Annotated in this window: 12 protein-coding genes and 1 pseudogene; 5 read left to right on the top strand and 8 right to left on the bottom strand. The window is 63.0% G+C overall.

The genetic code is table 11. From position 1 onward, the window contains the following. Window positions 1–111: 111 nt before the first annotated feature. Genes I1E95_RS01445 through I1E95_RS01455 form a run of 3 tightly spaced genes read right to left on the bottom strand, consistent with a single transcriptional unit; the run spans window position 112 to window position 4,980 of the window. Entirely contained in the window at window positions 112–1,215 is a 1,104-nt protein-coding gene (locus I1E95_RS01445) for a DMT family transporter (RefSeq protein WP_231594781.1), read from the bottom strand. Beyond that, complete coding sequence (locus tag I1E95_RS01450; protein ID WP_197164746.1) at window positions 1,212–4,352, bottom strand: efflux RND transporter permease subunit; 3,141 nt, start codon at window positions 4,350–4,352, stop codon at window positions 1,212–1,214. Before I1E95_RS01450 ends, I1E95_RS01445 begins: the two co-directional genes overlap by 4 nt. A 43-nt stretch (window positions 4,353–4,395) precedes the next feature. After that, window positions 4,396–4,980, bottom strand: coding sequence for a hypothetical protein (locus I1E95_RS01455; RefSeq protein WP_197164748.1), 585 nt, complete (start codon window positions 4,978–4,980; stop codon window positions 4,396–4,398). A 120-nt stretch (window positions 4,981–5,100) separates the two neighbouring features. On the opposite strand from I1E95_RS01455, the gene rppA reads away from it, so the two are divergent. Further along, window positions 5,101–5,811: a two-component system response regulator RppA gene (gene rppA, locus I1E95_RS01460; RefSeq protein WP_197164750.1), complete on the top strand. Its 711-nt coding sequence runs from the start codon at window positions 5,101–5,103 to the stop codon at window positions 5,809–5,811. 29 nt (window positions 5,812–5,840) lie between these two features. Continuing rightward, window positions 5,841–6,656 (top strand): hypothetical protein, encoded by an 816-nt coding sequence (locus tag I1E95_RS01465; protein ID WP_197164752.1) that lies wholly within the window; start codon window positions 5,841–5,843, stop codon window positions 6,654–6,656. Window positions 6,657–6,824: 168 nt separating this feature from the next. Here the strand turns inward: I1E95_RS01465 and I1E95_RS01470 are convergent. Then, window positions 6,825–7,742, bottom strand: a pseudogene (locus I1E95_RS01470) (IS256 family transposase); the annotation flags it as partial. 48 nt (window positions 7,743–7,790) lie between these two features. Here I1E95_RS01470 and istA point away from each other — a divergent pair. Both istA and istB read left to right on the top strand, forming a co-directional pair. Continuing rightward, entirely contained in the window at window positions 7,791–9,143 is a 1,353-nt protein-coding gene (gene istA, locus I1E95_RS01475; protein ID WP_197163515.1) for an IS21 family transposase, read from the top strand. Further along, window positions 9,140–10,006 carry an IS21-like element helper ATPase IstB gene (istB, locus tag I1E95_RS01480; protein WP_197163513.1) on the top strand — a complete coding sequence of 289 codons (867 nt, stop codon included), beginning with the start codon at window positions 9,140–9,142 and terminating at the stop codon, window positions 10,004–10,006. The genes istA and istB overlap by 4 nt, the downstream gene beginning before the upstream one ends. Before the next feature lie 109 nt (window positions 10,007–10,115). Here istB and I1E95_RS01485 read toward each other — a convergent pair whose 3' ends face one another. Beyond that, entirely contained in the window at window positions 10,116–10,520 is a 405-nt protein-coding gene (locus I1E95_RS01485; RefSeq protein ID WP_197164754.1) for a transposase, read from the bottom strand. A gap of 150 nt (window positions 10,521–10,670) precedes the next feature. On the opposite strand from I1E95_RS01485, the gene I1E95_RS01490 reads away from it, so the two are divergent. Next, entirely contained in the window at window positions 10,671–11,246 is a 576-nt protein-coding gene (locus tag I1E95_RS01490) for a cell wall metabolism sensor histidine kinase WalK (protein ID WP_197164756.1), read from the top strand. A 496-nt stretch (window positions 11,247–11,742) separates the two neighbouring features. Here the strand turns inward: I1E95_RS01490 and I1E95_RS01495 are convergent, their stop codons facing one another. The 3 genes from I1E95_RS01495 to I1E95_RS01505 all read right to left on the bottom strand — a co-directional run bounded on the left by I1E95_RS01495 (window position 11,743) and on the right by I1E95_RS01505 (window position 15,128). Beyond that, complete coding sequence (locus I1E95_RS01495; protein ID WP_197164758.1) at window positions 11,743–13,242, bottom strand: DUF4041 domain-containing protein; 1,500 nt, start codon at window positions 13,240–13,242, stop codon at window positions 11,743–11,745. A gap of 407 nt (window positions 13,243–13,649) precedes the next feature. After that, window positions 13,650–13,832, bottom strand: coding sequence for a hypothetical protein (locus I1E95_RS01500; RefSeq protein WP_197164760.1), 183 nt, complete (start codon window positions 13,830–13,832; stop codon window positions 13,650–13,652). Window positions 13,833–14,060: 228 nt separating this feature from the next. Then, entirely contained in the window at window positions 14,061–15,128 is a 1,068-nt protein-coding gene (locus tag I1E95_RS01505; RefSeq protein WP_197166951.1) for a class I fructose-bisphosphate aldolase, read from the bottom strand. Window positions 15,129–15,142: the final 14 nt, after the last annotated feature.

The raw sequence follows: 15,142 nt of genomic DNA on the forward strand, positions 1-15,142 counted from the left end.
CCCGGCTGAAATTCTTCTATCCGAGAGTGTTCGCTTCTCTCTCATTGTGGCGCCCAAAAGCTGACGTTCCCCAAGCCTTGATGCTGTCAATATCAGCCGTCACGAAGAGGCTCAAAGTCCATGTCGGTGACCATGCCTGTGATGGATATCGCTGACGTGGGCGTGCTCGTGCGCAATCGGCTGGTGCAGGTGCTCATGGGCATGCCAGCAAGGGCCTTGAGGCATGTCGGCAGGCAACTCATCCCCTGAGTGATCATGCTGGTGGTGAGGGTCTCCGCCGGCCGGATCGTGGCGATGCCGGTGGGCATGGCGGAGGGGCTCGTGGCGGTGCCAGTGCCCATGATCTTCCTTCAGCAGAACGGTGATGCCGAGGACCATCAGGGCTGAGGCCATGGCCATGCCGCCTGTGAAGGCTTCCCGCAACACCAGGACGGAGAAGAGCAGGCCCACGAACGGCGCCGTTGAAAACACCACCGATTCGCGCGCCGCACCCAGGTGGCGCAGGGCCAGTAAATCCAGCCAGATCGAGAGGCCATAGCCAACGGCGCCGATCGACAGCAATGCCAGCAGAGCGGGCCAGGCCGGCAGGGTCTGGCCGGCAGCGAGAGCCAGGATCAGCATCGGAACCGAGGCCCCGATCGCCTTCAGCAGGGCAATCTGCAAGGGATCACGCAGACTCAGGCGTTGGCTGAGGTTGTTGTCGATTCCCCAGGCCAGGCAGGCTCCAGCGATCAGCACGGTGCCCAGCACCGTTGCGCCGTTCAAGGAGCCTTCGGTGAGCAGCACAGCACCGGTGAGGATCAGAACGGCCGCGATCAGACCCTTGCGGCTGAGGTGTTCACGGCCGATCAGCACCGCGATCAGCAGGGTGAACACCGCTTCCAGGTTCAGCAGCAGCGAGGCTGAACCCGCCGACACCAGAGTGAGACCCTGCACCAGGCAGATCGGGCCAACCATCCCGCCCAGAATGGTGAGCCCCAGGAGCGGGGGAAAGTCACGGCGCTGAACCGGTGACTCCTCCTGCTGATGGCCCAGGACCCCCCGCACCATCAGCAGCGCGATGGCGGCTCCGGCGTAGAGCAGCGCGGCGATCATCAGCGGTGAGCCTTCGCGGCTGATGACGCTGATCAACGGCGCGCTGAGACCGAAGAACACGGCGGCCAGCAGGCCGGCGATCAGGCCCCAGCGCTGCGGGTTGCCCCTCACTCTCGTCACTGGATCACCGCCAATGGCTTCAAGCCTCGCGCAGGCTTCCGGAGGCGGGGCAGCAACCAGCGTCCGAAACTGGCATAGAGGGCCGGGAGCACCAGCAGGGTGAGGCTGGTGGAGGTGATCAAGCCACCGAGCACCACAATCGCCAGGGGTTGGAGGATCTCGTTGCCGGCCCCGAAGGCCAGGGCCAGCGGCAGCATGCCCAGGGCTGAGGTGAGTGCCGTCATCAGGATCGCGTTGAGGCGCTGAAGGCTGCCGGCGCGGATGACCTCTTTGAGCTCCATCCCTTCCGCGTGGCGGCGGTTGTAGTTGTCCACCAACAGCAGGCCGTTGCGAACCGCCACCCCGAACAGGGTGATGAACCCGATCAGGGAGGCCACGGAAAGAACGCCGCCGGTGAGCAGGATGGCCACCAGCCCACCGACCAGGGCCAGGGGCAGGTTGATCAGAATGGCGATCGTGGCCGGGAGTGATTTCACGGCGATGAACATCAACACGCCGATCACCAAGGTGGCCAGCAGGCTGTAGAGCACCAGGTTGGCGGTGGCCCGCTCCTCGGATTCGAACTGCCCGCCATAACGGATCAGATAGCCGCTGGGAAGTTTGATCTTGGCGTCGATCACCTTCTGGATGTCACCCACGACAGACCCCAGGGGCCGGCCACTGACATTGGAGGACACCACGATCAGCCTGGAGACATCCTCACGGTTGACCACATTGGCACCCAGTCCGTAGTCGATGCGGGCCAGGTTGCCCAGGGGCAGCATGGTGCCCGCAGGGGTGGCGATCGGAATGGCCCGCAGGGCATCAAGGCTGTTGCGGGAGTCCTCGCCGAGCATCACCACCACATCCATGCGCTCGGTGCTGTTGTCCACCACCTGGCCCACGGTTTTGCCGTTGAGGGCGATCTCCACCGCCTCAGCGAGTTGCTGCATGGTCAGGCCTTGGGCTGTGGCCGCCTGACGATCGAAGGCAATCTGCACCTGCTGGATCGGCAACTGGGGTTCGAGCTGCAGATCCACCACCCCCTGGATCGGTTCGATGGCGTCACGCACCTGCTCGCCGATCCTGCGCAGCTCGCCCAGATCAGGTCCGTAGATCTTGATGGCGATCGCACTGCGGACCCCCGAAAGCACTTCATCCATGCGGTGGGAGATGAAGCCGCCGATGTTCGGGGCCACCCCGGGCAGCTTGAGGAAGGTTTCTCGTAGTTCGGCGATGGCGGCAGGGCGATCGTTCATCGCCTCATCGCTCAACTCCACATCCACATGGGCCAGGTTGACGCCTGCCCCATCGGCATCTCCCGGTGCTCGTCCGGTCCGCACCTGCACCCACTCAAAGAGGGGGCTGGATTGAAGGGTGTTGGACAAGGCCAAACCGGCGCGGTTGGTCATCTCCAGCGATACGCCGGGATAGAGCACCATCGAGTTCACCAGGGATTTCTCGCGGAACTCCGGCAGGAACACCCGCCCGAGGCTGGGCAGGATGGCGCAAGCCAGCACCGTGATCGCCAGGGCAGCGGCCAGCACGCGTTTGGGGGAGATCAGCGCCATCTCCAGCAGGGGCCGGTAGGCCCGCTCGGCCCAGGTGGCGATCCAGGTGCTCTCGGCGGGGAGCCGCGTGTTCGCCAGGAGAATCCCGCAGAGCGCTGGCGAGAGGGTGAGCGCCACCAGGGTGGAGGCCGCGATCGACAGCAGGTAGGCCAGGCCCATCGGCGCGAAGATCCGCCCCTCCACTCCCGTAAGGCTGAAGATCGGCGCGAACACCACCACGATGATCACGGTGGAGAGGATCACCGGCTGGCGCACCTCCACCGAAGTTTCATAAACCACCTGCAGGGGGTTTTTGGGATTGACAGCGACCTGATTCTTGCGAAGCCCGCTGTAGCAGTTCTCCATGTCCACGATGGAGTCGTCGACCACCGAACCGATCGCCACCACCAGACCACCGAGGGTCATGGTGTTGATCTCCAGCCCGAAGGCCCGCATCAGCATCAGGCCGATCAACAACGACAGGGGGATGGCACTGAGGGTGATGACGGCGGTGCGCCAGTTCATCAGGAACAGCACCATCACCACCGAGACGATCACGATGCCTTCGATCAGGGAACTGCTGACGTTCTTGATCGCCGTGTCAATGAAGCTGGCCTGCCGGAAGGTGCGCTGCACCTGAATGTCACCTGGCAGGGTCTTGCTGAGGGCGGCGATGCGCTCCTCCACCTGGCGGGTGACCCTGGGGGTGTCGATGTCGGGCTGCTTGTTGATCATCAGCACCACCGCCGGCTTGCCGTTGAAGCTGCCGTCCCCGCGCTTGAGGGCACCGGCCAGTCGAACCTCGGCGAGCTCGCCAAGCCGCAGCGGTTGGCCCTTGCCATCGAGCACCACCGCATTGGCGAGATCGTCGCTGCTTTGGGCCTGGCCGCTGGCGCGGATCAGCTTCTCCTGGCCGCCTGCGATCAGAAAGCCACCCGGTGCATGGGCGCTGGCGGCCGCCGCTCCTTCAGCCACGGCCTGCAGCGACACGTTGCGGGCCTGAAGCTGTTGAGGATCGATCAGAATCTGCTGGTGCCCCTCCTCGCCGCCGTAGAGCGTCACCTGGGAGACCCCGGGCACCGCCAGGATCTGATGGCTGAAGGTCGTGGAAACGATCCGGCGCAGCTCCATCAGCGTGGTGGAGCCGCCGTCCTTCACCGTGAAGGCGTACTGCAGGATCGTGCCCAGCGGTGACACCAGCGGCGAGATCGCTGGGGCACTGGCGTTGGCGGGCAGCACGGCTTCGATCTGCTGGAGGCGCTCCGCCACCGATTGACGGGCCCGGTTGATGTCGGCGTTCTGATCAAAGACCACCTGCACCATCGAGAGCCCCACCTTCGAGGAGGAGCGCACCGTTTCCACTCCAGGCAGCCCATTGACGGCCGATTCGATCGGCACGGTGATGCGTTGCTCCACCTCCTCGGGTGCCAGCCCATCCGCGGTGGTCTGCACATCCACCTGGGGCGGGGCGAACTGAGGGAAGACATCGAGGGGCATCCGGCTGAGGATGGAGAGGCCCCAGAGGGTGATCAGGATGGCGGCGACAACAACCAACCAGCGCCTGGCGATCGAGGTCCGCAGCGTCTGGTTGAGCAGGCGATTGAGCATGGAATGGGATGGGGCGGGAGGAGAGAACGAAGGGCTCGGCGGGTCAGTTCTTCTTGCCCAGGCGTGAGACCACGACCACCCCGCCCACCACCAGCACCGCGGCACCAGCGCCGATCGCCAGAGGGTTGAGACCCCCTGCTGCTGTTTGGGTGGTGGCGTCTGGAGCTGCTGGTGCTGCTGCCGTTGTCGCCGGTGTGGAGCCCTCTGCGCTGGGGATGGCAGAGCTCTGGCTCTTCTTCGACTCGGCGTAGAGCGAGAGGGCCCCCTGAATCACCACGTCGTCTCCCGGCGAGATGCTGCCATCGGTGATTTCGATCTGATCACCCTGGCTGGCACCGGTCTGGAGAAACACCGGGTCGTAGGTGGTGCCGCTCTTGACGAACGCCAGGGGCTTGCCATCCGCATCCACCACCGCCGCCACTGGAATGGTGACCACACCACCGGCTTCGACGGCGGGGGCGGTGGTGATACCCAGCAGGGAATCGATCTCCGCGCTGGCCTTCACCTGCCGCACATTGCCTGTTTGTTGAAACTCATCGCCATGGCCCACGTGGGCCATCGATGGGCTGAGGCCGCCGAGGGCCAGGGTTCCGAGGCTGAGGCTGCCGGCCAGAAGAAGAGCGCGCATGCTGCTGCTGCCGCAAGGGCAGGACAAGGACCCGCAGAGGATGCCGCAGTGGCGATGAAAAACAGGTGAAACCGCCTGCGCTGCTTAGGATCAGCCGACGTCGCCCCCAGGCCCGGGCCCATGCCGCTGCGCATCCTGCTGGTCGAGGACGAAGCCGAACTGGCTGTTGCAATCCAGACGGTGCTCCAGGCGGATCAGCATGTGGTCGACCATGTCGCCGAAGGGCTCGGCGCCTGGAGCCTGCTCCGCAGCGATCTGGCCACCTACAACCTGGTGATCGTCGATTGGATGCTGCCGGGGCTGTCCGGGGTGGACCTCTGCCGGCGGATACGGAGGGCTGGCCTCACCCTGCCGGTGCTGATGCTCACGGCCCTGGCTGATACCAGCCACCGGGTGCAGGGCCTTGATGCCGGCGCCGACGACTACCTGAGCAAGCCCTTCGCCATGGAGGAACTGCTGGCGCGGATCCGGGCGCTGCAGCGGCGCCAGCCCAGCTACCGCGAGCCACTGGTCAGCTGCGGGCCTTATCTGCTGGATCCGGCCGAGGGCTGCCTCAGCGTTGAGCAGGGAGAGGACACCACCAGGATCACCCTGTCCGCCAAGGAACTCCAGCTGATGGCCTACTTCATGGAGCATCCGCAGGAGATCATCCCGGGTTCGCGGCTGCGCTCTCAGCTCTGGTCACTGGATGAGGATCCGATCAGCAATGTGGTCGCGGCCCAGGTGCGTCTGCTGCGGCGCAAGATCGCCAGCCACGGACTGGCCTCTCCGATCGAGACCGTGCCTTCTAAGGGCTATCGCTTTGATCCGGAGTCTGAGGACAAGCCATAGGACATCTCGCCATGGCCAGACCTGGACCCATGTCCCGCAGCCGCCTGCGGCTGGCGGCGATGTACCTGGCGGTGATCGGGGTGATTCTCTATGCCGCCGGCTACGGGATGTTCGGCCTGTTGATGCGCTCCAACTGGAAGGCCCTCGAGAGCGAAGTGGAAACCCTCGCCGGCACTTTGCATGACAGCCTCAAACCGTTGTTGCCGGAGGAGGCCAGACCCTCTCCGCAGCTGGCCTCCGTACTGCCTGGGCTTTGCCTCGCCGGTGATCCCTGTCCATCGCCGCCTTCTCTGATCTCGCGTCATGCCGTGAGTGTCACGGACCCGGAGCGCTTCTACCTGCGCCTGCTGGATCCCCGTGGCGTTCTGATCGCCCATTCCCCGGGATCACCAGGTCTTTCGCCACAAACCAAGGTTGAAAGCTCCGGCTCCTCGTGGTCGGTGGTGGTGGGGCCAGGGAGCGATCGCTTTCTGCAGTATTCGATCCACCTGCACCATTCGCACACATCGGCGCATTCAGGCGCGAATGCGCAGGAGCTGGATTGGGGCTACCTGCAGATCGGGCGCAGCCTGCGCGCACTGGATGCGGAACGGGAACGGCTCTGGTGGGCAACACAGACGATTGTGCTACTCGCCCTGCTGGTGGCGGGCCTGGCCAGCTGGTGGCTGTCCGGTCTGGCGATGCGGCCGCTGCTGACGGCGTACCGGCAGCAGGAGCAGTTCACGGCCGATGCGGCCCACGAACTGCGCGCCCCTCTGGCCAACCTGCTGGCCGTGGTGGAAGCCCACAGGGCGCAGCCGCCGGCTGACGCCATGGCCCGGGTAGCGCCCCTCCGAGTGGTGTAACTCAGGAGGTCCTGTGACCCTCTCCGGAGGGTGAACAGGAGCAGTCAGGGGATGACTGCTTGGAAGCTGATTGCGCAGCTCCATTGATCCATTATGAACCCTGATCGCTGAATTGGCAACTCAGCGATCGATGTGTTCTGTGTAGATCGAGGTAGAAGCTGGTGCGCTTCAGCTGATGGTTGCAGCCGGCTGGGCGTTCGGATCTGCATCGGTGAGCTCCAAGGGCTCTTCTGGCTCTGGGATCTTGGCCATGGTGGCCTCAGAGAAGAAGCGGCGACGCTCCAGCTGCCATTCCTCCTGCTGCTCCAGCAGCTGGCTGCCCACCAGGCGCACGATCGCTGGATCATTGGGGAAGATGCCGACCACGTTGGTGCGGCGTTTGATCTCCTTGTTGAGGCGCTCGAGCGGGTTGGTGCTCCAGACCTTGCGCCAGTGCTCCTGGGGGAAGTGCAGGAAGGCCAGCACGTCGTCCCGGGCGGCTTCCATCACGGGCACGGCGCCGGGGAACTGCTTGCGCAGCATCTCGGTGACCCGCTGCCAGTGGGCGCGCACCTGATCTGGAGCCTGGATCACGAACACCGCTTTCATGGCAGCGGCCACCATGTCCTGGCCGGCCTTGGGCACATGGCTCAGCAGGTTGCGCAGGAAGTGCACCCGGCACCTCTGCCAGCTACTGCCCTGGAACATCCGCTTGATCGCTGCCGTCAGGCCCAGGTGGGCATCCGAGATCACCAGGCGGGTGCCGTCGAGGCCACGCTCCTTGAGTGAGCCCAGGAACTGACGCCAGAAGCCCTCCGCCTCGCTGTCGCCCACGGCAATGCCGAGAACTTCGCGGTAGCCGAGGGCATTGATGCCGATCGCCACCACCACCGCCCGCGACACCACCTGCATATTTCGGCCCAGGCGGCCGTGGAGGTAGGTGGCGTCGAGGTAGACGTAGGGAAAGCGGGCATGGTCAAGCGGCCGGCCCAGAAAGGCTTTCACCTGCTCATCGAGCCCCTGGCAGATGCGGCTCACCTCCGATTTGGAGATGCCGCTGGCCCCGCCCAGCGCCTCCACCAGGGCGTCGACCTTGCGGGTTGTCAGGCGACAGCGAAAACTGGTCCGGAGGCGACACGAAAACTGGTCCACCCCGTGGAGCGAGCCAGGCAGGACGACAAGGGCAGCGCAGGGGCGCCATCTCTGGAGCCGATGGTTCTGGAGACAGCTGTGCAGACCCCTCAGGACGTGGAGGCGATGCGACGGCTATCGGCAGCAGGTTGGGGCCGGAGGCGGATTGCTAAAGAACTGGGCTGTTCACCGGAGACGGTGCGCAAGTACCTGCGGCAGGGTGGCTGGCAGCCCTACGGGAAGCCCTGCCGCAACACGGTTCTCGATGGCCAACGGGAGTGGCTGCGGCAGCGGTTTATGGCCCACCGCGGCAATGCCGATGTGGTGCGGCAGGAGCTGGCCAGTGAGAAGGGAATCGAGGTGAGCCTGCGGACAGTGGAGCGTGCCGTGGAGCCGTGGCGGCGGGAGCTGCGCAACGCGGCCCTGGCGACGGTGCGGTTTGAGACCCCGCCGGGCCGGCAACTGCAGGCAGACTTTGGCCAGTGCCTGGTGAGCATTGGCGGCGAGCGGGTGCGGGTGCACCTGGCGGTGCTCACCCTGGGGTACTCGCGCCGGCTGCTGGTGCGGGCATTCCGCAGCGAGAAGCAGGACCACTGGCTCCAGGCCCTGGAGGAGGGTTTCCGCCACTGGGGCGGGGTACCGCAGGAGGTGCTGGTGGATAACGCCCGTGCGCTGGTGAGCCAGCACGATCCCGAGCGCAACATCCTGGTTTTTGCCGAGCGGCTGGAGGAGTTCGCCCGTTACTGGGGGTTCAAGCCCCGTGCCTGTCGGCCGTACCGGGCCAGAACCAAAGGCAAGGACGAGCGTGGGGTGGCGTACGTCAAGAGGAACGCCATCGCTGGGCGGGAGTTCAGCAGCTGGGCGGAGTTTGAGGCCCATCTGGTGCGCTGGACCCGCGAGGTGGCCGACCTGCGGGTGCACGGCACCACCGGCGAGGCGCCGCTGGACCGGTTTGTGCGGGCAGAAGCCCAGGCGTTGCAGCCGCTGGAGGCCAAGCCGTCGTTCCTGGCGGAGCGGGAGCTGGTGCGGATCGTGCACAGCGACTGCTGCGTGGAGGTGGAGGCGAACTGGTACTCGGCGCCGCAGGCGCTGATCCGTCAGCGGGTGAGCGTGCTGGTGCGCGATCAACAGGTACTGATCCGCCACGGCGGCCGGATCGTCGCTGAGCACAGGCGCCAGCGGCCCGGTAGCCGCAGCCGCCAGGTGATCGACGGCCATTGGGAGGGCCTGCTGCCGCAACGGCAGCAGCGCGAGGCGGAGCGATCGCTGCGGGATGGCAACGCAAGACGTGATCAGGAGCAGCGCCCGGTCCGCAGCTCTGAACTGGCCCGGCCTCTGGCGGTTTATGCCGAGCTGATCGGGGAGGTGGCGGCATGAGTCCCACCAACCCACGCAACCGATCCACAGCGGCGATACCACCGGTACCGACCGAGGAGCTGGAGGCAATGCTCACCCGCCTACGGCTCCCAGCAATCCGCGACCGCCTCGATGCGCTGCTGGAGGAAGCGGCAAGGCGGGAGATGAACCTGCGCGAGGCCCTGGCCTGGCTGTGCGCGGCCGAGGTGGCACGCAAAGACCAGCTGCGGATGGAGATGGCGCTGCGGCTGGCGCGCTTCCCCTATGTGCGCACGCTGGAAGCGTTCGATTTCGAGGCCCAGCCGTCGATCGACCCGGCCCAGATCCGTGAGTTGGCCACCTGCCGCTGGGTGGCCAACGGCGACACCCTGCTGCTGCTCGGGCCGCCGGGTGTGGGCAAGACCCACCTGGCGGTGGCGCTGGGCCGGGAGGCGGTGCGTCTCGGTCACAGCGTCCAGTACGTCGGTGCCATGGAGCTGATCAGCGCCCTGGCCAAGGCCCAGGCGCAGCACGCCCTGGAGGGCCGGCTGACGCAGTACGCCAAAACCCGGCTGCTGATCATCGATGAGCTGGGCTACCTGCCGCTGGAGCCGAACGCTGCGTACCTGTTCTTCCAGCTGATCTCCCGCTGCTACCAGCGCGGCAGCGTGCTGATCACCTCCAACCGCCCCGTCATGGAATGGGGCGAGGTGTTTGGCGATCAGGTGGTCGCCACAGCGATCCTCGACCGGCTGCTGCACCACAGCCACGTGCTGACGATCCGGGGCGACAGCTACCGGCTCAGGGAGAAGCGGCGCAGCGGCCTGATCCGCCCGCAGGCGGGCGGTTCCTCCTCACCGGACAGCGCTGGCCTACGGCCACCACCGCCCGGTGAGAAGGCCTAAGGGGAACCCGGATCAAGCGGCACAGATGCCGCAGCCAACAACAACGACACGACACCCACCGATGAAACACCGATCCAAGGGCAGCCGTAAGGCCCCCATCAGCAAGCCATCAGGTGGACCAGTTTTCGTGTCGCCGGAGGACCAAAAGCGGATGTCGCTTGACACGGGTGGAGATCCCGCCGGTGTAGGCCTCCATCACCACGGCGTAGAGCGCCTTGTCCACCCGGCGGCGTGGCTCCAGCCAGCTGGGAAAGAAGCTGCCCTGCCGCAACCTGGGAATGGCCAGGCTGAGGTCGCCCACCTGGGTGGTGAGCAGCCGCTCCCGGTAGCCGTTGCGATGGGTGGAGCGCTGATCGGGGCAGCGCTCATGGAGTTGAGCGCCCGTGAGGGCAGAAACCTCGGCTTCCAGCAGGTCCTGGAAACCCCGGCGCACGATCTCTGGGATCAGGGCGCCAGCGGTGGTGCCCTCCATGAGCTGGCTCAGCTCGGAGGCGCCACTATGGGTGAGGGTCATGGTCTGTGTTCGGTTTGGTGGTAGTTCTCCGAACAGGGTCACAGACCGGCCCACCCATTGCCACAGCTGAAATCTGAGGGAGGTGAGCCGTCAGCCCCGGCTACGCCGGGGCTGATCCTCCTGAGTTACACCACTTGCTGGGACGCCGCTATGGCCCGGGAGCAGATGCTGGCGGCGGTCTACGGGCAAGGTCAACGGCTGAGCCGTTTGATCAGTGACCTGCTGCTGTTAGCCCGGCTCGATGGATCCGAGGCCGCAGCGGCTGTGCAGCCCTGCTCCTTGGCTGAGATCGCGCGCGATCTCCTGGAGGAGACCAGCGAGGCGGCGGCAGCAGCCGAAGTGCAACTGCGTCTGCTGGGTGGTGAAGACGATCTCACTGTGTTGGGGGTGGAGTCAGAGCTCTATCGGCTCGTGTCCAACCTGCTCCAGAACGCGATTCAATACACGGCCCCAGGCGGTGAGGTGGTGCTGAGCCTGAAGCGTGAGGGAAATCATGGGGTGCTGCAGGTGCAAGACAGCGGCATCGGCATCACCCCGGCCGATCAACAACGCATCTTCGATCGCTTCTTCCGCAGTGATCCCGGTCGTTCCCGCCGTCAGGGCGGCACCGGCCTTGGCCTCTCGATCGTGGCCGCGATCGTGCGCCGCCATCACGGACAAATCTCTGTGGACTCCACGCCTGGATTCGGGAGTGTCTTCTCCGTGACGTTGCCCTTGGCTGGCTGAGGTCCGTGGATGGCTGGGATTACTCTTGATATCTCAAGGGGATGGAAATGCTTTCGCATGTAAATTGCCAAGGCCTCAATAAAGCTGTGCAACGACGAGAGTCTTCCCACGAGTGGCCGAGAACCATTGTCGGCCGAACATGATAGAGATTGATTTCGTGCGGGATCTTTCAATGCCTGCATCAATTTCCCAGAGCAGCAAAAAACCAGAGATGCTGCTCGAGTGAGATTGAACGCGCGTAGTGCAACCGATTGCATTCTCGATCCTGAAGATGCTAGGGGCAGTAGATCAATAAACATTGAGTATTTAGTTGGCCGCCTGGCCACTTGCTAACAGAGCAAGCTGCGGCGGATCTTATGGTGGAAAGGTTTACATTGTGACTCCCACTGCACATCTCGCATCCTTCGAACGCTCAAGATCAGCGGCGGGCGGAAGATCCATGCGATTGGGAAAGCATCACCGCTCCCGTCCGCTGGATCTTGATGTTAGCAACTCCCTACGTCTCTACTGGATCATCTTGTTCGAGCAGAGCGGGAGGTGGAGGTGGAGGCAAACGTGCAGGCTCATCGACAAGATAGGAACGCTCAAACTCCTTACGTTTTGCTTCACTGAGCCGGTACTGCTTTGCTTCGGCGACCAGCGTGAGACGCAGGTCTGCTTGAACGCCTTCTTCTTGATGGATTTTGTATAATTCATCTCGAATCTCTTCGATTGAGACTCGGAAGAACTCCTTTCTCATGTTCTCAAAGTTAATTCTTCGTAAGTTGAATCGCTTGTGAAGGGTGTTCTCTAGTGAAGGTGCGTCCTCTGTGAATATAAGCGCATGAACGTCAAACGGGAACGGAACCGAAGCATCTCCAAGTTCTCGGACACGATCTAGCGGCTCAATCCTGCGAGTCATCCCTATCTTGTAGACATGTTCGCCAAAGCTGCCGACATTGCTAATCACATAGACATGCCCTGATCTTGTCATCTGCGCTCTACTAATGGCGCGTTGCCGATTGGCCTCTGCTTCGGCTAGTAATTCTTCAAGCTTATTAATCTTCTCATTTAGCCTATCCTTGTCTTGGTCAGTCGCTCGCTGCGCTTCTGCTTTGGCTTTTTCAAGCATATCTGCAAACTTTGCTTCGTCTTTCTCGGCTTGCTCTCGAGCCTTTTCAATCTCTCGAATCGCCCTTTCTTCTTCTCTCATCTGTTCGCGTATCTGGGCCTGTTCCTCCTTTTCTTTTTGTTTCGCCTCTTCATAGGTAAAACTAAGCCTGAGTTCTTCGATCCGGTTGTCCAGATACTTGGTGCTAATGCTGCAGAACCACGACTCTCCTAGTCGGTTTATCTGCTCATGGCTGGTTTCAATGCGTTTTTCCATTGCTGAAATGTTTTTATAGGTAACTCTGGCTATGTACGAATCGCACTCCCCGTTGAAAGCTCGTAGCATTAGTTTTAAAATCTTCTTGATCATTGAGCGCCCTTGAGAAACCGAATCGTTGAATCGAATTGTCTCAGAACAGAATGCAGCAGCACTTCTCTCTCCCTCGCTGCCATCCATGCGAAGCATTTGCTTCTGCTGTTCACGAATTCTTCGAAGAGCAGCCTCATAGGATGGAAGATCGTCAAAGTCATAGCCAGCCTCGAAGTATCCCACCTCCAGCAAATGAATGTCGTCGTTTTTCAGGGCGATGGCCTGATTGATAAAGTCCAGCTCATTCTGCGCCTCCTCGCGCTTTGACTGGAGCGAGGATATTGACTCCCCAATACTCTCGGCCTCCCGCTCAAGATGTTCCAGCTTGGCTTGCCCCTTCGCAACAATTGAATCTGCCGTCTTCTTGCTCTGTTCTTGAAGCACGGAAGACCGCTTTCTTATTCGCTCAGCTTCCTCTTCAGCATTGGTGATGGGTGCGTACTTGCTACGGAGCTTGGAGATTTTTCGCTGGGCTATAACTGCCCATATGAATAGACCGCCTGCGCCGCCCAACAACAATGCAATAACGCCTTCCATAAGAACTCAGGAATAATTCCAATCATTGTGCCCTATTTCGGTGCCAGCTGGGTCAAGCCAGTTGAGTTTCAGCGCGTTGAGGAAACTCTTGTCTCGTTCTGGGATGCTGCTAACGCTAATTGGACGGACCCGCATAAAGTCCCTTTTCCTCTGCCACCGGCAGCATAAGAACCCTCGGTCCTAAGGGCAATAATACCGAACCCCTGTGATGGCATGGGTTCTTGGATGGACGCGTCCAAACCCCAGTGTCTTATGCGGATCCGCATAAGACTGTTCAGCAATTAATATAACTTGGGCTGACTTGGTGCCGCTTAGATGGGCACTGTCGCCGAACACTTTCACAAGATTCTTAATTGCCATAGCGCCGAAGTAGCAGCAAGATAGTGAGAACACAGCACTCTATCCAGTCAAGGCCTGCTAAACTGGATGGCGGACGACTCTTCTTCCTGACCATCGGATTTGACGTGCTCGAAGTTCTCGCCTTGGTTGAGGACGCAGCGCTGGGTGTCGATCATCGGCTCACCGGTGAGTTGTTCGGCACCCTGGTTCGCCAAGTTCTTTTCGGCTGGCTCGGCCGCGACGGCAAACACGGAATCATGCCGGACGCAAGACAGTCCTCTTTGTCAACCTTCCAGCTCACACTGCTGGCGCGCGGCCTGCAAGGCGAACAGACATTCTGCCCCAAAAGCCTTCGGTGCCTCTCTCGGGGCTGTGGAGGAAGGCAACTGTGAGTGAGTGAATCAGATCCGCTCATCTCTAGTTCCCAAGGCCTTGTGCAAGCCATGCTGGAACGAGAACACGGCCCCAAGTGGGCGCTCTCAATAGCTGTAGTTGGCCTCGAACAGCGACTTGCCATCCGAAGGCTCCGATCCGGCGACATACACTCCCCGGGCCGACTGGCCATTGGCGCGGGCCCGCGCCAGCAGCGCCTGCTGTCCTGATACCACGTCGTGGCCGGCCCAGTGCTTCAGGCAGGACTGCTGCAGCGCGCGTCCATAGGAGAAGCCCAGGTGCCAGGGCGCAACACCAACAGCCTGGTGGATGGCATTGAGGTAGACGCTGGCCTCCTCCTCGCTCAGACCGCCCGAGAGGAACAGGATCGCCGGCACGGCGGCGGGCACGCAGCGCTGCAGGGTGCGTAGCGTAAATTCCGCCGCCTGCTCCGGTGTGGGCCGCTGGAGGCATTCGGCGCCGGGAAGGGTCATCGACGGCTTCAGCAGGCTGCCCTCAAGAAACACGCCGTTGATCGCCAGGGCCTCGTAGACAAGGCGCAGCACCCATTCCTGCACCGCAGCGGTGGTCTCGATGTCGTGGTCGCCGTCCATCAGGATTTCGGGCTCCACGATCGGCACCAGTCCTTCCTCCTGCACGGTGCGGGCGTAACGGGCCAGGCCCCAGGCGTTCTCACGTACGGCCAGCTCCGACGGGCAGTCATCGGCGGTGATACGCAGCACCGCCCGCCATTTGGCGAAACGGGCACCGCGCGCGTAGTAGCGGGCCGCCCGCTCCTGCAGTCCCTTGAGCCCGGTGCACCAGGTCTCGCCCGGCAGGCCCCCGGCGAGAGGCTCCAGCCCCTGATCCACCTTGATGCCCGGCACCAGACCCTGGGCCTTGAACAGATCAAGAATCGAGCCACCGTCCGCGGCGTCCTGAAACAGGGTTTCCTCGTAAAGGATCACGCCGCTGATCCACTCCCCCAGCCCGGGCGCCGTGGCCAGCAGGGTGCGGTAGGCGCGGCGGTGCTCCTCGCTGTTCTCGACCCCGATCGCCGCGAAGCGCTTGCCGATCGTGCCGGTGGATTCGTCGGCGGCCAGCAATCCGCTGCCGGGCCGGGCGAGGGCGGTAGCGGTGGCTGCCAGCTCCTCGCGGTGGGTGTCGAGTGCCATGGAATGCAGCGGTG

The sequence above is a fragment of the Synechococcus sp. CBW1107 genome (assembly GCF_015841355.1).
Taxonomy (GTDB): domain Bacteria; phylum Cyanobacteriota; class Cyanobacteriia; order PCC-6307; family Cyanobiaceae; genus Regnicoccus_A.